Here is a 20,296-nt window from a genome sequence, read left to right on the forward strand (position 1 = left end):
GGGCGCAGCTCAGCGCGCGGGGCCCGTGCTCGCCCGCACCTGCAGCCGCGGCCGGAGGAACAGCGGCTCGGCGACATCGCCCGTCGCCAGCAGCGCGGCCATCGCCGCCCAGGCGCGAGCCCCCAGCTCGCCCGTCGGCACGGAGGCGGTCGTGAGCGCCGGCGTGGCGTGTCGGGCGAAGGGGATGTCGTCGAAGCCGGTGATCGACACGTCTTCGGGGACGCGAACGCCCGCCGCCCGCAGGGTGCTCATCGCGCCCATCGCCACCAGGTCGTTGAAGCCGAGGATCGCCGTGGCATCGGTCGAGCCGAGGCCTGCCGCAGCCCGCTCCCCGCTCTCGAAATCGACGCCCGCCTCCCGCTCGTCGACCGTCACGTCCGGGTGCGCGGCGCCGAACTCTGCGATCGCCCGAAGTCGCGCCGCATTCGAGGCGCTCCGTGTCGTGCCGGCGAGGTACAGGTAGCGACGGTGACCGTACGCGTACAGGTGGTCGAGGATCTCGCGGAGGGCCGCCGCGTAGTCCGCGGCGACGACCGGGGTACCCGCCTCCGGAGCCCGGTTGACCAGCACGACCGGCGAGATCTGAGGCAGCAGCGCCCGCAGCTCGTCCAGGGGCATGCGGGGGGCGCAGAGGATGATGCCGTCCGTGCGACGGCGGGTCGCCACCGCGAGCACGGACTCCTCACCGACCGTCTCCGCCGAATCCGCGATCAGCACGTGGTAGCCGTCCGCGGCCGCTGCGCGGCTCAGTCCCCGGAGGATCCCCTGGAATGTGGGGTTGCCGAGATCGGGAACCACCACCGCCACCGTCTGGGTGCGGCCGAGCACGAGGCTCCGCGCCAGCGGATTGGCCGAGTAGTTGAGCTCTGCGGCGGCGGCCCGCACCCGGTCCGCCATCACCGGGTCGACCGTCGGGTTGTCGTTGAGCACCCGGGAGACGGTCGACAGCGAAACCCCGGCCCGTGCGGCCACATCCGAGATCGTGACACCCTTCGTCGGCCGCGACATCGGCTGCTCCTTCCGGCTCGGGTCGGCTCAGCCTATCCGGCGGACTCTTGCCTCCCGCGGCGCCGCATCAGCGCACGACCGGCGCGACGTAGGGCCGGACGGTGAAGTCGATACCGCCTACGAGCCCCCTGCCGGAGGGGTTCTGCACATCGAACCGGGTGAGGTCGACGCGATCGGCGTCGATGACTTGATCGACGTGGTCGCTCAGGCGAACCTGGGAGAGGACGGCTTCGTTCCGCATCCCGCCGATGACGGCGTCCGAGACGGAGGCGCGCCCGCGCAGCGTCGAAAGGATGCCGTCCGAGACACCCACCCGCACCTCGACCGGCGGCAGCGGCTGCGGGTTGAGTTGCACCTCCACGGGAGGCAGCGGCTGCGGATTGAGCGACGTCTCGTCGGACCGTGACGGGGTGAAGGGGCGGCGCACGGCTCCTCCGACACCGTCCTCGAGAGTAAGCCGCTCCCGCGTGAACCGCCGGAAGTCCTCGATCAGCTTCGGATGAGAGGCAGGGTCACCCTTTTCGACCGTGACCGTGCCCTTCCAGCCCGCGCTCACCACCACGACCTGATCGTCGGGGCCGTTCCACTCCCACCGCGGAGCGACGGCGGCCGTGATCGTGAGGGCGACGTCGGTCGCGACATCCACCAGCCGGAACCGCCGGCGACAGGTCGTGGCGTCGTCCGCCGCCCAGAGCCCGTCGCGCTGCGAGACGACCCTCATGTCGGGGAACAGCCCGGTGCCTCCGACGGGGGTCGTGGCTTCGACGGTGAAGTCCGTTCGTCCCCGCGCGAACTCGTTCAGCGCCAGGGTTGCGGTCGCCGATCCGACGAGGGAGACGAAGCGGGATGCCGCACCTTGCCGCAGCTCGCCGACCGCCGCGGCGCGCTCGGCGTCGGGCAGCTGCGACAGCGCCACGTCCAGCGGCGAGTCGAGCGCAGGAGCGGGCGCACCGGAAGTGTCGGCGAGCACCGGCGCCGGCGCGTCGGCGGGGCGGGCGGGGAGGGGGAGCGTCGCGAACCTGGCGACGGTGTCCGACCGGGTGAATCCGACCATGACCGCGGCGGTCGACCCGGCGATGTCGATCGAGTCGGTCATCATCCCGGCGAGCATCGGCCGGCCCAGGGCCCGCGGCCAGGAGATCTCGCCCTCGACGATGCCGGAGCGGTCGAGTGCGCGGGCGACGAGGAGCACGTCGAGCCGATCGGGCGTCGCGCCCGGGATGCTCAGTCCGTGGATGCTGCCGCTCGTGCCGTCGAGCTGGTCGACGGCGAGGTCGAGGAACCAGAAGCCCTCCGCGGCGAGTTCGGCGAGCTTCGCGTTCAGGGGCGCCAGCGCCCCGTTGATGATGCCGGAGAAGTCCATCGAGGACACCATGGCCCGGACGGATTCCAGCAGGTTCGAACCGCCGAAGAAATCCACGAGGTCGTTCAAGAAGAAGGCGATGTCGGCGACCAGGTTGTGTGAGTCAGGCAGCGGGTTCAGCACGCGCACGTCTCGGAAGCCGGTGGCCGAGACGGCACCGGTGAGCGGCGGGATGTCGAGCACGTACGAGAACGTCAGACCGAACGCGACCGAGACTCTCGGGTCCGCCCATTCGCCGAGCGCGGTCGGCTGCGTGGAGGTCGCCTCGACGTAGTTGCCGCCGGTGGTCACCGTGACGACGAGGTCGCCGGGCGCGTTCCTGTCGATCGTGAACGACAGGTCGGGGGAGAGGTGGAGCGTGATGTCGTACAGGGTGAACCCCGCATGGATCAGGTCACCCTGCCCCAGCAGGTCCTTCAGCTGCTTCTCGAGCCGGGGACGACCTTCCGCCCACGCGCTCTCGGCGGAAGACCTCAGGATGTCGGCGAAGAAGCCGGCGGGTTCCGCCGGACCGCCGTTCGTGGTCGTCGCCACGCCGATGCCGCCGCTGATAGGAAGAGTCATGTCGCACCTCGATCTCCGAAGGGACCCGGGTGGTTCCTCCCAAGAGATAGACGACGCGAACGGCCGCCTTGATACACGCGACGCGGTGCCGGCGACTCAGTCGCGAGGGGGCGTGCTGCCGCGCAGCTTCACGTCGAGCGGGAGGGCCGGGAGCGAGGCATCCCATTCCGGGTCCGTCGCCGCCTGCAGCGCGCGGTAGCCGAGCTCCTCGAGAGGCACGTGGACGGTCGTGAGGCCGGGCTGCACGTCGCGTCCGGTGGAGATGTCGTCGAACCCGGCGACCGCGATGTCGGCGCCCACCACTCGCCCCGCGTCTCTGATCGCCGACATGACGCCGATCGCGACGACATCGCTGATGCCGAAGATGACGGTGCCCGGCGCGACGCCGCGCGCGAGCGCTTCCGTCGCAGCGGCGTACCCCGCATCACGCGTGAAGCCGCCGCGGAGCACCTCGAGCACCGTGCCGCCGCCCGACGCGAACCCGTCGGTGAAACCGGCGATGCGGTCGTCGGACGTGCGCAGACCGTTCGCGGCGCCGATCACGAGCGCGTCGCGATAGCCGGCACCCGCCACAGCGGCGCCCAGCTGCTCCGCGCCCGCGCGGTTGTCGAAGACGATCGAGCGGATGCCGCTGCCCCCGGCTCCGAAGACCACGACGCGTCCTCCCATGGCGGTGAAGGCGTCGAGCTCGCTCTGCAGCCCCGCGGAATCCGCGTCGGCACCGCGGGAGGCGGCGAGGATCAGGCCGCGCGGGCGCTGGCCGCGAAGGGCGCGCACGAGACGGGTCTCGCGCACCGGGTCGCGCTCCGTGATGCCGATCGTGACGACCAACCCGGCCTCGTCGGCGCCGCGCGCGACGCCCGCCGCGATCTGGCCGAAGTACGGGTCGGCGATGTCGGCGACGAGCAGCGCGATGATGGCGGACGTGCCACGGGCCGTGGCCTGCGCGGAGAGGTTCGCGGTGTAGCCGAGGCGATCCGCGGCATCCTGCACCCGCGCCCGGTAGCTCTCCGCCACTTTGCGCGTCGAGCCGTTGAGCACGCGCGACGCCGTTGCCAGCGACACCCCTGATTCCCGAGCGACGTCCTCGAGGGTCGCCGCAGAGCGCACGGGGGTGTTCGTCTCGCTCACAGCGCCGATTCTATTCCTGTACGCCGACGCCTACGTCGCGGTCGCCGACGCGGGAGGGTCCGCGGGTCGAGCCCTCAGACGCGGGCGGCCCGTGCGGCCAGGTGCGGGCTCACGGCGCGCGCGAAGCCGGCCGCCGTCCGCTGCACGGCGAGCAGCGGGTCGGTCGCCCAGATCTCCTCGTTGAAGATCTCGACCTCGATGTCGCCGGTGTAACCGGCATCCTCCACCGCGACGGTGAGCGACCCGAAGTCGATCACCCCGTCGCCCGGGTAGTGCCGCGACAGCAGGACATCGGCGGCGAGCGGCGTCTTCCAGTCGCATACCTGGTAGGTCGCGATCCGCCCCTCGCGTCCGGCGCGGGCGATCTGGGCGCGTACGTCCGGGTCCCACCAGACGTGGAAGGTGTCCACCGTCACGCCCACGACGTCCGGATCGAAGTCGCCGGCGATGTCGAGGGCCTGGCCCAGCGTCGAGATGACGGCGCGATCCGACGCGTACATCGGATGCAGCGGCTCGATGGCGAGCGTCACACCGGCGGCCGCAGCATCCGGTGCGAGCTCGCCGATCGCGTCGCGCACCCGCTCGCGAGCCCCGATGAGGTCACGCGAGCCCTCGGGGAGGCCGCCCGCGACCAGCACGAGGATCGCCTGCGACCCGGATGCTCCGGCTGCGGCCAGTGTCGCGGCCTCGTCGATCGCGACACGGTTGTCGTCGATCGATGCGCGGCGCGACGGACCTTCGGGGACCGTGAAGAAGCCTCCGCGGCAGTGCGTGGTGAAGCGCAGGCCGGAGTCGCCCAGCATGGACGCAGCCGTGGCCAGCCCGACCGCCTGCACGGGCTCACGCCACAGGCCGATGCCCTGGACGCCGGCTTCGGCCGTCACCCGGAGCGCCGTCGCCAGGTCGGCGTGCTTGATCGTCGCCTGGTTGATCGAGAGGCGGGGGTCGATCGTCATGCGTCCACTCCGTTCACGCGCAGCATCGCGTGCCACCGGTCGGCAGCCAGTTCCGGCTGCTCGAGCGCACTCGAGGCGTTCGCGAGTTCGACGATGCGCGACAGGTGGGGGAGGCTGCGCGCGGAATGCAGCCCGCCGACCATCTGGAACGCCTTCTGGTGGCCGTTCAGCCACGACAGGAAGGCGACTCCGGTCTTGTAGTAGAACGTCGGCGCCGCGAACACCTGGCGGCTGAGTGCCTCGGTGGGACCGAGGATGCGCAGATACTCGTCGGGGTCGCCGGCGTCGAGCGCCTGGATCGCCGCGGAGGCGACCGGAGTGAGGGCGGCGAAGGCACCGAGCAGTGCGTCGGAGTGTCCGGCCGCGGGCGCGGCGGGCGCGAGCGTACGGGTTCCCGCCGACGGCGCGGATCCGCCGCGCACGGAGTCCGTGTGCTCGGCGGCGGATCGTGCACTCGCGGCACCGACCCCGGAACCGCCCTCGAGCGAGTCCCCTCCGATCAGACCGACGTAGTTGAAGTCGTCGCCGGTGAACATGCGCACCCCGGCGGGGAGCCGCTCGCGGACCGAGACCTCGGACGCGGCGTCCAGCAGGCTCATCTTCACGCCCGCGATGCGGTCCGTGTTCTCGCCGATGATCTCGAGGAGCACGGCGGATGCCTCACGCCAGTCGATCGCTCCGAAATAGCCCGCGAGGGACGGGTCGAACGCCGTTCCCAGCCAGTGGAGCACGACGGGAGTGGTGGCCGCGCCGAGGACCTCGCGGTACACGCGGCGGTAGTCGTCGGCGGACTCCGCCGCGCGTGCGAGGTGGCGGCTGGCCATCAGGACCGGGCCGGCACCCTGCTCCTCCGTGAAGTGCAGCTGCTCCTTGTAGGCGTCGATGATCGCGTCGATCGAAACGACATCCTGATCCAGGTGGTCGGTGTTCACCCCGACCACGACCGAGCCGCCCTCCTCGCGGGCGACCTGGGCGGAGCGCGCGATCAGCTCACGGGTCGCGGCGGCGTCGAGGCCCATGTTGCGCTGAGCGGTGTCCATGGCGTCGGCCACGCCGAGGCCCCAGGAGTACACGGCGCGACGGAAGTCGAGTGTGCAATCCCAGTCGATCTCGGCGGGACGGCCGGGGGTGTTGTCGGCCGACACCTTCGGCACGACGTGCGCCGCGGCATAGGCGACGCGACTCTGCAGCGGCGCGGTGGGCTTCGCGTAGCCGGGCGCCGCGGCGAGCTCGACGGTCGAGGTGACGCCGTCCGTCGAGAGGAGGGTGAGGTCGGTCATCGGGTCAGTCCAGCGTCAGGTCGGTGAGGGCGACCTTGCGACCCTCGCGGCTGGACTGCAGCCCCGCCTCGGCCAGCAGCACGCCGCGCGCGCCCGAGAGCAGATCGAACTCGTACGGGGTGTCGAGCACGTACGACTCGAGGAATTCCTCCCACTGCTGGCGGAAGCCGTTCTGGAACACGTCATTCGTGGGCACGTCCGCCCAGTCGGCGTCGTAGTCGTGCGCGTCGGCCAGGTCGGGGTTCCAGACCGGCTTCGGGGTGGCGTTGCGGTGCTGGATCTTCGCGCCGAAGAGTCCGACCACGGCTGATCCGAGCGTGCCGTCGACGTGGAACTCGACGAGCTCGTCGCGGTGCACGCGCACGGTCCACGATGAGTTGATCTGTGCGATCGCGCCGCCTTCGAGTTCGAAGATGCCGTAGGCGGCGTCTTCGGCCGTGGCCTGGTATGGCTCGCCCTTCTCATCCCAGCGGGTCGGGATGTGGGTGGAGGCCTGCGCGTAGACCGTCTCGACCTTGCCGAAGAGGTTCTCGAGCACGTAGTTCCAGTGCGGGAACATGTCGACGATGATGCCGCCGCCGTCTTCGGCGCGGTAGTTCCAGCTGGGCCGCTGCGCGGGCTGCCAGTCGCCTTCGAACACCCAGTAGCCGAATTCGCCGCGCACCGAGAGGATGCGGCCGAAGAAGCCGGAGTCGATGAGGCGCTTGAGCTTCTGCAGCCCCGGCAGGTAGAGCTTGTCGTGGACGACACCGGTCTTGACGCCGGCCGCCGCCGCGAGATTCGCGAGCTCGAGGGCCTCTTCGACGGTCTCGGCCGTCGGCTTCTCGGTGTAGATCGTCTTACCGGCGGCGATGGCCTTGCGAAGAGCGGATGCCCGGGCCTTCGTCACGAGGAAGTCGGCGTAGATCTCCCAGCGCGGGTCGGCGAGTGCCGCGTCGAGGTCGGTCGTGTAGTCCTCGATGCCGTGGGCGGCGGCGAGCTCGGCGAGCTTCGCGGCGCTCCGCCCGACCAGGAGCGGCTTCACCGTGACCTTGGTGCCGTCGCTGAGTTCGATGCCACCCTGGTCGCGGATCGCGAGGATCGAGCGCACGAGGTGCTGCCGGTATCCCATGCGGCCGGAGACGCCGTTCATGATGATGCCGATCTCACGAACGGAGGGGGCGGATGCCGCCGGCTGTGACGGGGCGAGGACGGTCGTCTCTGACACGGTGTCTTCTTTCTTCGGTCTGGCTGATGGTCGAGAGGAGGAGCAGGGTGGTGATCGGGGGAGAAGTCCGCCCGAGGCAGTGAGGGTAAGCGCTTTCCAACTCCCCCAATGGTGCCACGGAGGGGAGGTCGGGCGCAAGCACGGCTACTCCAGGCGGAGGGCCGTCCATGACACGGCGGGAAGATCGATCTCGAGGAAGCCGTCGACGACCGAGGCGCTGTCGACGGCGCGCACGCCGACCCGGTCGGGGTGGGCGAGGGTGTTGACCGCGTAGATGTCGTCATCCGCCAGCTGATGCGTCTCGCTGAGCGAGACGGTGCGTTCGATGAAGTCCTGCAAGGGGCGCAGGTCGATCCGGACCGGGCCACCCTCCGTCGTCGAGCGGTTGACGAGGAACAGGCTCGCACCCGCGGCATCGATCGTCGCCACGGCGTTGACCGCGTCGACATCGCCGAAGCGACTGCTCGGAAAGGTGCCCGAGCGGACCGGGACGTTGACCGCGCGCCCCTGCGCGAGACGCGAGGTGAGGGAGAACGGGAAGAAGGTCGTCTGCCGCCACGCGGGTCCGCCGGGCTCGGTCATGATCGGCGCGATCACGTTGACCAGTTGCGCGAGCGATGCGGACCGCACGCGATCGGCGTGCTGCAGCAGGGTGATCAACAGGTCGCCGAACACGACGGCATCCAGCACGCTGTAGACGTCCTCGAGCAGACGCGGCGCGACCGGCCACTCGTCTTCGCTCTTCTCGTTCATCGTGCCGTCATCGTTGAAGAGGTACCAGACGTTCCACTCGTCGAACGAGATGTCGATGCGCTTGTCCGTCTTCCGGGCGGCGGCGACCGCGTCGGCCGTCGTGATCACGCTCTCGATGAACATCTTCATGTCGACCGCCGACGCGAGGAACTCCTGCGCGTCGCCGCCCTGCTCCTGGTAGTAGGCGTGGCACGAGATGAAGTCCACGTCGTCGATCGTGTGCTCGAGCACCGTGCGCTCCCACGTGCCGAAGGTCGGCATGCTGCGCGCCGACGAGCCGCAGGCGACGAGCTGGATCGTGGGGTCGAGCATCCGCATGGCCTTGGCCGTTCGGGAGGCGAGCTTGCCGTAGTCGTCGGCATTGCGGTGCCCGAGCTGCCACGGGCCGTCCATCTCGTTGCCGAGGCACCACATCTTCACGCCGAAGGGCTCGGGGTGCCCATTGGCCGCTCGACGGGCCGTCCACGCGGTGGGCACGCGCGCGTTCGCGTACTCGAGCAGGTCGAGCGCTTCGGCGGTGTCGCGCGTGCCGAGGTTGACGGCGAGCATCAGGTCGCTGCCGACGCGATCGAGCCACGCGACGAACTCGTGCAGTCCCACCTCGTTGGTCTCGGTGGAGTGCCAGGCCAGGTCGAGCCGTGTCGGTCGCTCGTCGACCGGTCCGATGCCATCCTCCCAGCGATACCCCGACACGAAGTTGCCGCCGGGATAGCGGATCGACGAGACCCCGAGCTCGCGGACGAGCTCGATGACGTCGGTGCGGAAGCCCGCGGCATCGGCGGTCGGGTGCCCCGGCTCGAAGATGCCGGAATAGATGTGCCGGCCGAGGTGCTCGACGAAACCGCCGAACACCCGGCGGTCGATGTCGGCGATGTCGTTGTGCGGATCCAGCCGTGCGGACGCGCCGTCCCCGATGGGCCGGCCGCTCACGAGAGCCCCGCCGTCTCGAGCACGCTGCCGGCCCGTGACGGCGCGATGGGCTCGGCATCGACGGGCACGAGCGCGAACAGCACGCCCTGCGGAGGCAGCTCCCGGCGGTCGACCTGTTCACCGGTCTCCAGATCGGTGCCGACGAGCTCGATCGTCGCGGCCGCGTCGGTGTGGTTGATGACCGTGACGAGGTCGCCCCGACGTGCCGCCTCGACGCCCGCGGGGAGGCCCTCGACCACGGGGACGACACCGGATGCCTCGATCAATGCGTCGAGGACGGCGGCGACGCCCTCACGGTCGGGCATCGTCGCGACGTACCAGCCCTCCCCGGCGCCGTGCCGGTGACGCGTGAGCGCGGGGGAGCCGGCCGAGAGTCCGTCGGCGAACACCGACACGACGTCGGCGCCCGCGGTCTCGATCAGCTCCGCCACCAGGGTGCCGGTGCGGGGAGCGCCACCGAGATCGAAGTGGACGGTGTCGACGGCGATGGGGGACCCGGTCGGGGTGGTCTGCGCCCCGACGCCGCTTCCCCCGGTCGACGAGCGGCCGCCGAGGGCACCGAAGTCCTCGAAGCGGATGCCGAGCATCGGAGCCAGCTGGGTGATGAACCCGCCCGGACGGAACTGGTCGTTCGGGTCGACGATGTCGCTGAACGGGCCCGTGAGCAGCGTTCCACCGCTCTCGACGAAACCGGTGAGAGATGCCGCGCCGGCGTCGCTCAGCAGATACAGCGCGGGCGCGATCACGAGGTCGTAGCCGCTGTCGACCTGTTCGGGGCCGATGACGTCGACCATGAGGCCCCGATCGTGCAGCCCGCCGTACCAGGCGAGCGACAGGGCGAGGTAGTCGATCACGGTCGGGTGATCGCGCTCCTCGACGGCCCACCAGTTCTCCCAGTCGAACACCAGCGCGACGCGCGCATCGCGCCCGGGCGACGGAAGCTCGGGGAGCGCCGCCAAGCGCTCGCCGAGCTCGGAGACCGCCCGCCAGGTGCGGGTGTCGGTGCCGGAATGCGGCAGCATCGCGGAGTGGAACTTCTCGCTGCCCGCCTGGGACTGACGCCACTGGAAGAACATGATGCAGTCCGCTCCGCGCGCGATCGACTGCGCGGTCTCGGCGGCCAGGGCACCCGGTCGCTTACCCGGGTTGGACGGACGCCAGTTCACGGCGTCCGTGGACTGCTCCATGAGCAGCCACGGCGTGCCGGGCTTGAGCGAGCGCACGAGGTCGCGCTGGAACGCGGCATCCCGCACCCGATCGGGGTTGCTCGGATCGGTGTAGCAGTCGTCGGCGATCACGTCCATGAACGGAGCCCACTTGCGATAATCGGCGGGCTTGAACGGACCCATGAAGTTGGTCGTGATCGGCTGTGTCGCTCCGAGCGAGAGGAGGATCTCGCGCTCCATGAGGTAGCACTCGAGCAGCATGTCCGACGTGAAGCGGCGGAAGTCCAGCATCGACGACGGGTTGTGGCTGTACGGGGCGAGGCGCGGGGGGAAGATCTCGTCGAACTCCCCGTAGCGCTGCGACCAGAAGTTCGTGCCCCACGCGTCGTTGAGCGCATCGATCGTGCGGTAGCGCGACCTCAGCCACTCGCGATACGCGTCCCGCGCGGCATCCGAGTAGTCCATCCACAGGTGGCAGCCGTACTCGTTGCCGATGTGCCAGAGGACCACGCCGGGGTGGTCGACGTACCGCTCGCCGATGCGGCGGACGAGGTTGCCGGCCAGCCGCCGGTAGGTGGGCGAGGACGGCGCGAAGTGCTGGCGGCTGCCGGGCCAGTACGAGGCTCCGCTCTCGTCGGCCGGGAGGGTCTCGGGGTAGCGCGCACTCACCCACGGCGGGGGCGAGGCGGTGGCGGTGGCGAGGTTGATCTGGATGCCGCCGGCGTGGAGCTTGTCGATGATCCGGTCGAGCCACCCGAAGTCCCAGGTCTCTTCGGACGGCTGGATGCGCGACCAGGCGAAGATCCCGAGGCTGACGACCGTGACGCCGGCCTGGCGCATGAGGCGGATGTCGTCATCCCAGACCTCTTCGGGCCACTGGTCGGGGTTGTAATCGGCGCCGTACAGCAACGGGGGTCTCCTCGAGGGTGCAGGAAAGCGGGGGAAAGGAAAGGGAAGAGAGGGCGTGGAGTCATCCACGACGCGCGGGACGCTCGGGAATCGCGACGGCGGCCAGTGCCGCGCAGCCGAGAGCCGCGATGATGAGCGGCGGAAGCGCCCACGTCACCACCACGACGAACCCGACGGTCGCCACGAGGAAGAGCGCACCGCGGACATCGCCGGCGATCATCGCCGGCACGCCTCGGACCGCCCGGCGCCACCCAATCTCGGGCGACCACGCCGACGCCGCGGCGAGGAGTGTCACGCCCACGGCCGCGAGCCCGATCCAGCCGACGGCGGCGATGGCCGGGCCGCCGGGGAGGGCGCCGGACCCGGCGAGGTCGATGTCGAGCAGAAGCAGGAGCGTGAGCACCACCGCCCCCGCTCCGACCGCGAGACTCCCGAGGAGGCCCGCACGCAGGTCGCGCCAGAAGAATGCGAGACGAGAGTCTTCGGCGTGCAGGTAGCGACGCAGGTGACGGATGCCGGCCGCCAGCGCGGCGGGCAGCGTCACGACGGGAAGGCTGACCAGGGTCACCAGCATCCCGATCATCACGACTTCGCCGAACAGGGCGAATCCTGCGGTGGCCCCGGGGAACCGCGCGGCGGGCCCCTCTGTGGTGGGACCGGCGCCCGAGACCGCGGCGCGGTGCGCCGCCTTCTGTGCGCGTCTGCTCATGTCGAGGCCTAACCCTTGAGGCCCTGGGTGGCGACGCCGTCCACGAGGAAGCGCTGGAACACCAGGAAGAACAGCAGCACGGGCAGAAGCGCGATGAACGAGGCGGTCACCGTCGCGCCGTAGTCGCTCGTCGACGACTGGTCGTTGTAGAGGCGCAGCGCGATCGGCAGCGGGTAGTTCTCGGGGCTCGTGAGGTACAGCAGCGGTCCCAGGAAGTCGTTCCACGCCCAGATGAACGCGAAGATCGCGCACGTGATGAGGGCGGGACGGATGAGCGGCAGGATGATCGACCAGAACACGCGGAAGTGACCGGCGCCGTCGATGCGGGCCGCCTCGTCCATGTCGCGGGGCATCTGCCGGATGAACTGCACGAGCAGGAACACGAAGAACGCCTCGGTGGCGAGGAACTTCGGCAGCAGCAGCGGCCAGAAGGTGTCCACCATGCCGAGGTTGTTGAACAGGATGTACTGCGGGATGATCACGACGTGGAACGGCAGCAGCAGCGTGCCGATCATGGCGGCGAACAGGATGCCGAGTCCCTTGAACTGCACGCGGGCGAACGCGTAGGCGGCGAGGGCCGACGAGATCACCGTTCCGACGACGGATCCGACGGCGATCAGCAGCGAGTTAGCGAAGAACTGCCACATCGGCACGCCCGCGATGCCCTCCATGACCTTGACGTAATTGTCGATCGTGGGGCTGTTGGGGATCAGGGCGGTGTTCGAGCCGAACTCGGAGTTGGGCTTGAACGTGGAGAACAGCAGCCACACGAGGGGGTAGAGGACGACCGCGGTGATCGCGAGGAGGACGACGAGCCAGATCACCGTCTGCCAGGTGCGGCGCTTGACGCGGCGTCGCGGAGTGGGAGCGGCCTTGGGGTCGGGGTCGACCTGGTTCTCGACCTGTAGAAGGGCGTTCTCGGAGAAGGATGAAGTGGTCATCGGTTGTCTCCTGAGTAGTGCACCCAGGAACGCTGGGTGCGGAAGAGGATGAAGGCGATGATGGCGACGACGACCAGCAGCACCCACGCGATCGCGGCGGCGTAGCCCATCTGTCCGTCGCTGAATCCGCGCTTGTAGAGGTACAGGGTGATGAAGTTCGTCATGCCGGCAGGTCCGCCCGAGCCGTTCGAGATGATGTAGGCGGAGGCGAAGACCTGGAACGCGCCGATCAGGCCCAGCAGCAGGTTGAAGAAGATCACCGGCGACAGCATGGGGACGGTGACGGCCCGGAAGCGGTGGAACGCGTTCGCGCCGTCCATCTCCGCGGCTTCATACAGCTCCTTCGGCACCTGCTTGAGGCCCGCGAGGAAGATGACCATGGTTGCGCCGAACTGCCAGATCGACAGCAGGATCATGGCCGGGAGCACGAGATCGGGGTTGCCGATCCAGCCGCCGAGGTTGATGCCGAAGATCGACAGCGAATTGTCGACCGGGCCGTCGTTCGCGAACATGGCCCGCCAGACGATCGCCACGGACACGGATCCGCCGATGAGGGACGGGGCGTAGAAGGACGAGCGGAAGAAACCGGCACCCTTGTCGCGGTAGTTCAGCAGCATCGCCACGAGGAGGGCGGCGATCAGGGTGATCGGGGTGCCGACGAGGACGTAGACGAGCGTGATCTGCGCGGACTGAATGAACGACGGGTCGCTCGTGAACATCCGGATGTAGTTGTCGAGCCCGATCCAGCGGGGCGGCGAGAAGATGTTGTAGCTCGTGAACGACAGGTACAGCGAATACGCCATCGGCAGGAGCGTGAGGCCGAAGAATCCGATCAGCCAGGGGATGAGGAAGCCGTAGCCGGCCAGGGTCTCTTTGCGCTGTCGGGCTCGCTGTCCCGGGCTGCTCAGATTCTCGGGCCGTTCCTTTCGGAACAGGGAGCGACGTGACGGCTTCCCGGTCACGATGACTCTCGTCGCGGTGGTGGTCACGTCGGCTTCTTCCGTATCGGTGGTGCAGGGGGAGGCGACGGGGTCCGGGCGCTGGGCGCCCGGACCCCGCGCGGACTTACTGGTTGAGGACGACGTCCATCTCGCCGAAGAACTGCGAGACCGCGTCCTCGACGGTGACCGTACCGAAGTTGAGCTCGGCGCCGAGCTGGCGGAACTTCTCCTCGAGCGTGCCGTAGCCGACGATCGGCACCGGCGGGGCGTCGCCCAGACGGTCTTCGATCGACGCCTCGTAGTCCTTGACCTGCTGGCTCAGCGGGTCGAGGTTCGCCGCGGCGAGCGCCGTCTCCGACGCCGGCAGACCGCGGTTGGTGCCGAAGATCTCACCGGACTGCGGCGAGTTCACGAGGAAGTTCACCAGGGTCGCGGCCGCCTCGGGGTGCTCGGTCTTGGAGGAGATCGAGTGCAGCATCGAGGGCTTCAGGTACAGGTCCTTCGCGCCCTCCTTCGTGACCGGCGGGGCGACGAGGTTGAGCTCGGTGTAGCCCTCGCCGAGGTTGCCGAGGTAACCCGATCCGAAGTTGTCCCACGTCAGCTCGCTCGCCGTGTTGGCGGTGTCGAAGGGACCCAGGGGGACGACTTCCTCGACGCGCTGCTGCGGCACACCGATGCCGTCGCGGATGTCCTGGCCGGACTCCCAGAATTCGGTGAGGCGCGCCTCGTCGAAGCCGGGGGTGCCGTCTTCGTTGAAGAGGTTCTTGTCTTCGGAGCGCAACTGCAGCTCGAAGTTCTGGATGCGGCCCGAGAAGTCGCTGCCGCCCCAGAATTCCCCGCCCGACGCGTCGGTGACTTCGCTCATCCAGTCCGTGTAGTCCTCCCACGATCCGCCGGCGAAGTTCTCGACCCCGGCCGTTTCGAGCAGCACGGGGTTCGTGAAGAGCCCCCAGGCGTTGGTCGAGGTGGCGATGCCGGTGGTCACGTCGTCGACGACGCCGATGCCGAGGATGTTCTCGGGGAGCGGTTCGGTGTCGATGATGTTGCCGAGGTACGGGCCGAGGTCCAGCAGCAGGTTGTTCTGTGAGTACTGACGCAGGTACGAGTAGTCGAACTGCATGACGTCGGGCAGGTTGCCGCCGGCCGCTTCGGTCTGACGCTTCTCCCAGAACTCCGGGAAGCCCAGGAACGACGCGTTGACCGTGATGTTCGGGTACTCCTCGTTGAACGCGGCGATCGCCTTGTTGTAGAGGTCGGCGCGCACGTCGTTGCCCCAGAAGGCGAGGTCGAGCGTGACAGCCTCGTCAGGGTTGAAGGTGGGCGTCGCGTCGGGGCTGGCCGAGGTTCCGCCCGAGCAGCCCGCCAGGATCAGTGCGGTGCCTGTCGCGAGGGCGACGGCGGTGCCTATCCGCTTCTTGCTGAACATCCTTGTCCTTTCAATGAACGTCTGCGTTCGAATCCCGCTGAACGTCCGTGTCCGAGTGAGTGGTGCTGTGTGCGCGCCCCCAGCAATGTTGGAAAGCGCTTGCCCGCCACGCTACTACGCGGAAAAACGTTTCGCAAGAGCCATCGTCCCTCAATTCGAACGATTCAACGATTCCTGTCGAGTGGTACCGCCGACGGCGTGCTCAACTCCGCAGGTCGGTGACGGGGCTCGCGAACCCGCGACGGTGCGTCGGGTGATTCGCCAGGTCATCGGGTGTGACGGGGGCTCCGTCGGCGGCGGCCGACGCGTAGATCGCAGCCACGAGCTCGAATGACCGCGCCGGTGCGTCGGCGGTCGCCGGCAGCGGCGAATCAGACAGCAGCGCGTCGTAGACGTCGCGGACGAGGGGTTCGTGGTCGCTGCGCTCCTCGACCGCGGGCAGGTCCCACGTCGCCGCCTCTTCGGCGCCGACGTGCGGCGCAGGCGTGATCTTCCAGTTCTCGTGCCCATGGCCGTAGAGGTGATCCACCGTCACGGTCGCCCGCTGGGTGTCGATCCGGATGGTGCTGATCTCGCGGGGCGAGACGGCGCTGGTGGTGACCTGCGCGACCGCACCGCCCGTGAACGTGATCGTCGCGGTCGAGGCATCCTCGGTCTGCGTCTCACGGTCCAGACGCCACAGACGCCCCTGCACGGTGGCCCAGTCGCCGAGGAGGAAGGCCAGCAGGTCGAGCTGATGGATGGCGTGGCCGAGCGTCGGCCCGCCGCCCTCGGTCTCCCACTTCCCGCGCCACGGCACGGCGAAATACGCGGGGTCGCGGAACCACAGCGTTTCGCACAGCGCGATCAGCGGACGACCCAGTGCGCCGGAGGTGAGCAGCCCGCGCACGTGCGCGGCCGCGGTTCCGGTGCGCTGTTGAAAGACGACGGCGAGCTGTTTCCCGGCCGCGGCGGCCGCATCCCGCATGGCGTCGAGCTCGTCCAGCGACGGTGCGGGGGGCTTCTCGACGATGACGTGCGCGCCCGACTCGAGGGCGGCGATCGCCTGGGCGGCGTGGGCGACGGGCGGGGTGCAGACGTGCACGACGTCGGGATGCTCGGCGGCCAGCAGCTCCTCGAGGGTCTCGTACACCGTCGGCTCGCCGTAGCGCTCCGCGAAGGCCCGCGCGGCCGCGGGGGAGAGGTCGGTGACCGCGACGAGTTCGGCGTGCGGGTGCGCCAGGACGGAACGGGCGTGGGCGTTCGCGATGCCGCCGGTTCCGACGATCGCGGTGCGCAGGGTGTTCACGGGGTGCCTCCTGAGGGGTGGGGCGGAAGGGTGGTCATCACGACGGCGTCGGCGTCGACCGCGCCGGGTCTTGACGCGCGGGGTCGTCGCCCGTCGGGTCTTGGTGGCTCGTGCCGTCGTGTGCCGTGCCGGGGTGGGCTGCTTCGGGGTGGTTCCAGGTGCGGAGCCGTCCGCACATTCCGAAGCCGCGCTCGCCGACGGACTGCTCGGCATGCGCGACGGCGGCGTCTCCGAGCGTGCCCGGCAGGCCCTGCGACAGGGCGTCGAGCTGGCGGCGCGTGCGATCGGTCTCGGCGGCGACCGTGCTCTCCCACAGCGACCGCCACTCCGCGGTGCGGGACTGGACGAGGCGGGCGGCCCGCGCGTGCAGCTCGGCGAGGGGCGCGGAGCCGTGCTCGAGGGTGGCGGCGTGCAGCTCGAGGTAGCCCTCCATCGCGAGGTCGCGACGACGGCGGGCGGCCGTCCCGCGGGCATCGTCCTCGCCGTCGGCGGGCAGTGCGGCGGCTCGGGCGTAGGCGTCGGGATCGTCGAGCACCGCGGACGGGAAGGTGAGCACTGCATCGCCCGCCTCCGGGAGGCCCGCGTTCTGCATCACGACGAGCAGGCGGAGATCGCCGTCGTTGACGAGGCGGTGCACGGTGCCGGGGGAGAACCACAGCACGACTCCGGGATGCAGGCGATCGACGCGGATGCCTGCGGGGGTGATCGTGTGCACGGCTCCCGACCCGCTCCGCACGACGTAGCCCTCGCTCGAGACGGTGTGCAGGTGCGGGGACCCGCCGCAGCGGCCGTCCACCGCCTCCCAGTCGTAGACGGCGAGGTCGCTGACAGCGACGCCGCCCGGGAAGAGGGGCACGGTCGGCAGGATGGTCACGGTGCGAGCTCGTCTGCGAGCGCGGCGATCTCGTCTCGATCCCAGCGGCGGTCGAGGAACACGTGGCGATGGGTGAGTGCGAGCTCGTCGCCGTCCGCGAGCACGACCTCCTCGTGGAACGAACCGGACGGGGCCAGCACCGGGAAGGGCTCGCTTCGCACGAACCACGCGATCGCGGGGCTGCCGGTGGATGTGCCGGCGAACGCCAGAACGGTCGCTCCGCCGTCCACGTCGTCGTGCTGACCGGAGAAGGCGACCCACGCGGCCGCACTGCCCATCACGGTGTCCGCGTCGGTGGTGCCCGGCGCGGTGACTTCGCCGCCGGTCCAGGAACGCGGCATCCGCAGAAAGAGTCCCGTGTAGCCCGCGGCCGGCCGGCCCGCCGTGGTGGGGCTGCCCAGCCGCAGGTCCTGGCCGCGGGTGTTCCGGATCGTCGTGGAGAAGTCCATCGTCCACGACCCGCGTGCACGGTCGAGGGAGTGCATGCGATGCGTGCGGGTCTCATCGACCCACCGCTCGCCGCCCGCCGTGATCCAGGTGAGGTGCTCGGTGAACGACACGTCCGCGCCCTCGGTCACGACGTCGTGGAAGCCGTCGTGACGCATGCTGCCGACGTTGTCCTGCATGACGTACCCCTCGCCGTCGACGAAGGTGGGGCCGCCCCAGAAGTTCTGACCCGACACGTGCGTCCACGTCATCTGCAGGCCCTTGTGCCAGCGGTGATCCCACGGCCGGTAGCCGGTGAGAAGTCCGCCGTCGAGGGCACGCAGCGGATGCCAGTACGGTTTGGGAGCCTCGCTCGCGGGCGCGTCCGGCGACGGGACATAGCGCCCGAGCTGCACGTCGCCACCCCTGAGGAGCACCTCGTCCGGGGTGATCTCGAGGGTGAAACGATCGGGTTCGAAGGTCATGGGAGTCCTTTCTCCGCGCATCGGGTGCGATGCGTCATGTCGTGGCGTCAGCCCGCCTGCGTCGCATGCAGATGGGCGTAGCGGCCGTCGCGCGCCAGCAGATCGTCGTGCGAACCCTCTTCGACGATACGACCGTGCTCCAGCACGATGATGCGATCGGCCTGACGGATCGTGGAGAGCCGGTGCGCCACGACGAGGGTCGTCCGCCCCCGCATCAGCCGCCCGAGGGCTTCTTTCACGAGCTCCTCCGACTCGGGGTCCAGCGCGCTGGTGGCTTCGTCCAGCAGCAGGATCCGTGGGTCGCGGACGAGGGCGCGGGCGATCGCGAGCCGCTGGCGCTGCCCGCCCGAGAGGCGTGCACCGCGCTCGCCGACCACGGTGTTCCACCCCTCGGGCAGCGAGTCGACGAACTCGAGCGCGTTGGCGTCGCGGAGCGCCGCGCGGATGCGTTCGTCCGGCAGCTGGGGGAGTCCGTAGGCGATGTTCTCCCGGATCGAGCCCTCGAAGAGCACCGACTCCTGGGGGACGACGGAAACGAACCGCCGGGCCGTCCGCATGTCGAGGGACTGCGTGTCGACGCCGTCGAGCAGGATCCGCCCCCGTCCGGGGCGCACGAACCCCAGCACGAGGTTCAGCAGCGTCGACTTGCCCGATCCCGACGATCCGACGAAAGCGACGGTCTCTCCCTCGCGGATGTCGAGATCGAGGTCGTGGATCGCGTCGGTGTCGGCACCGGGGTAGCGATGGCTCACACCCTGGAGCACCACTCGGCCGGTGACGGCATCGACGGTGCGCTTGCCCTCGTTCTGCTCGAGGTCGGGCTCCTGCAGCACTTCGGCGATCGATCGCACCGACTCGAGGCCACGTGCGCCGACGGGGATGAGCATGAGCAGCTGGGTGAGCCCCTGCGTCAGCAGGGCGAAGTAGGTCGACAGCAGCACCACTTCGCCGGGACTGATCGGCAGGATGCCGGTCAACGAGAAGACGGCGGCCAGGACGAGGCATCCGGCTCCCAGCAGCTGCATCGCGACCCAGGAGATGGACGCGACGTGCCCGTTGAGCATGTCGAGATGCAGTCCCGCGCGCTTGACCCCGTCGGCGCCGTTCGTCACGCGGGTGACCGCGGTCTCCTCGAGACCGTGCGCACGCGTGACGGGGATGAGCGAGGCCATCTCGCCGACGCGCGCGGCGAAGACCTCGACCTCGCGACGGAACACCTCATTGCGCGTGCGCGACCTGTTGCGCATGCCCATGCGGATGCCGATCGCGATGGGGACCGTGAGGGCGTAGACGGGGAGGAATTGCGGAACGGTGATCGCCGTCATCGTGAGGGCGCCGATCATGACCATGGTGGCCGAGAGGAGCGGATGCGTGACCTGCTGCAGCATCAGCTCGACGTTCTCGACGTCGCGCACCACCTTGGTCTGCACGATCGACGAGCTCATGCGGGTGTGGTAGCCGATGGACAGGCTCTGAAGCCGCGCGGCGAGGGCGTTGCGCAGATCAGCGCCGGTGTCGCGGACGACGGTCATGAAGTTGCGGGTGTAGATGATGTGATTCGGATAGTTCTGCAGGAGCAGCACCACCGCCAGTGCGAACCACCACAGCACCGACATGACTTCCCCGCGATCGGCGACGATATCGATGATCGACGCGGTGATGACCGGCAGGAACCACATCGGGATCTCCTTGATCGCGAAGGCGATCACGGCGACGGTCATCCGTCCGGGGCGACGCAGCAGCAGACGCAGCACCGATCGTGTCGGATGGTCTCCGTCGATGAGGGCGGAGGTGGCGTGATGGGTTCGGTGCGTCATTGCTTTCTCGGTGAAGCGTCAGGCGAAGCGCGACGAGCGCTGATGGGTAAGCGCTTTCTCAGGTGATCCCATGCTAGTCCCGGGCACGCCTCGACGGCACCCCTCGGCCGTGATCCGTCCGG

Annotated in this window: 16 protein-coding genes; all 16 read right to left on the reverse strand. The window is 69.5% G+C overall.

The genetic code is table 11. The features are described 5' to 3' along the window. Nucleotides 1-9: 9 nt before the first annotated feature. A complete protein-coding gene (locus ACFXOO_RS00445) occupies nt 10-1,008 on the reverse strand; it encodes a LacI family DNA-binding transcriptional regulator (protein WP_378843509.1) in 999 nt (332 codons plus the stop codon). A gap of 67 nt (nt 1,009-1,075) precedes the next feature. Beyond that, nucleotides 1,076-2,935, reverse strand: coding sequence for a hypothetical protein (locus ACFXOO_RS00450; RefSeq protein ID WP_378843511.1), 1,860 nt, complete (start codon nt 2,933-2,935; stop codon nt 1,076-1,078). 96 nt (nt 2,936-3,031) lie between these two features. Beyond that, nucleotides 3,032-4,066, reverse strand: coding sequence for a LacI family DNA-binding transcriptional regulator (locus ACFXOO_RS00455; protein ID WP_378853291.1), 1,035 nt, complete (start codon nt 4,064-4,066; stop codon nt 3,032-3,034). Nucleotides 4,067-4,140: 74 nt separating this feature from the next. Further along, a complete protein-coding gene (locus ACFXOO_RS00460; RefSeq protein WP_378843515.1) occupies nt 4,141-5,022 on the reverse strand; it encodes a sugar phosphate isomerase/epimerase family protein in 882 nt (293 codons plus the stop codon). After that, entirely contained in the window at nt 5,019-6,302 is a 1,284-nt protein-coding gene (locus ACFXOO_RS00465; RefSeq protein ID WP_394562442.1) for a dihydrodipicolinate synthase family protein, read from the reverse strand. Before ACFXOO_RS00465 ends, ACFXOO_RS00460 begins: the two co-directional genes overlap by 4 nt. A 4-nt stretch (nt 6,303-6,306) precedes the next feature. Then, nucleotides 6,307-7,434, reverse strand: a complete 1,128-nt coding sequence (locus tag ACFXOO_RS00470; RefSeq protein WP_394563164.1) for a Gfo/Idh/MocA family protein — start codon at nt 7,432-7,434, stop codon at nt 6,307-6,309. 219 nt (nt 7,435-7,653) lie between these two features. Further along, complete coding sequence (locus ACFXOO_RS00475; RefSeq protein WP_394562443.1) at nt 7,654-9,192, reverse strand: alpha-N-arabinofuranosidase; 1,539 nt, start codon at nt 9,190-9,192, stop codon at nt 7,654-7,656. Then, on the reverse strand, nt 9,189-11,267 hold the full coding sequence (locus tag ACFXOO_RS00480; protein WP_378853297.1) for a beta-galactosidase: 2,079 nt from the start codon (nt 11,265-11,267) through the stop codon (nt 9,189-9,191). The genes ACFXOO_RS00475 and ACFXOO_RS00480 overlap by 4 nt, the downstream gene beginning before the upstream one ends. Nucleotides 11,268-11,328: 61 nt before the next feature. Next, complete coding sequence (locus ACFXOO_RS00485) at nt 11,329-11,976, reverse strand: hypothetical protein (protein ID WP_378843523.1); 648 nt, start codon at nt 11,974-11,976, stop codon at nt 11,329-11,331. Between the two features lie 8 nt (nt 11,977-11,984). After that, nucleotides 11,985-12,917, reverse strand: coding sequence for a carbohydrate ABC transporter permease (locus tag ACFXOO_RS00490; RefSeq protein WP_378843525.1), 933 nt, complete (start codon nt 12,915-12,917; stop codon nt 11,985-11,987). Further along, nucleotides 12,914-13,906 (reverse strand): carbohydrate ABC transporter permease, encoded by a 993-nt coding sequence (locus ACFXOO_RS00495; RefSeq protein WP_378843527.1) that lies wholly within the window; start codon nt 13,904-13,906, stop codon nt 12,914-12,916. Before ACFXOO_RS00495 ends, ACFXOO_RS00490 begins: the two co-directional genes overlap by 4 nt. 76 nt (nt 13,907-13,982) lie before the next feature. Beyond that, nucleotides 13,983-15,284, reverse strand: a complete 1,302-nt coding sequence (locus tag ACFXOO_RS00500; protein ID WP_378843529.1) for an ABC transporter substrate-binding protein — start codon at nt 15,282-15,284, stop codon at nt 13,983-13,985. Between the two features lie 202 nt (nt 15,285-15,486). Continuing rightward, nucleotides 15,487-16,572, reverse strand: coding sequence for a Gfo/Idh/MocA family protein (locus ACFXOO_RS00505; protein WP_378853301.1), 1,086 nt, complete (start codon nt 16,570-16,572; stop codon nt 15,487-15,489). A 37-nt stretch (nt 16,573-16,609) separates the two neighbouring features. Then, entirely contained in the window at nt 16,610-17,446 is an 837-nt protein-coding gene (locus ACFXOO_RS00510) for a cupin domain-containing protein (protein WP_378843531.1), read from the reverse strand. Next, nucleotides 17,443-18,357, reverse strand: coding sequence for a PmoA family protein (locus ACFXOO_RS00515; protein ID WP_394562445.1), 915 nt, complete (start codon nt 18,355-18,357; stop codon nt 17,443-17,445). The genes ACFXOO_RS00510 and ACFXOO_RS00515 overlap by 4 nt, the downstream gene beginning before the upstream one ends. Before the next feature lie 47 nt (nt 18,358-18,404). Then, nucleotides 18,405-20,174, reverse strand: coding sequence for an ABC transporter ATP-binding protein (locus ACFXOO_RS00520; RefSeq protein WP_378853307.1), 1,770 nt, complete (start codon nt 20,172-20,174; stop codon nt 18,405-18,407). Between the last annotated feature and the right edge of the window lie 122 nt (nt 20,175-20,296).

It is taken from the genome of Microbacterium sp. P03 (genome assembly GCF_043556235.1).
Taxonomy (GTDB): domain Bacteria; phylum Actinomycetota; class Actinomycetes; order Actinomycetales; family Microbacteriaceae; genus Microbacterium.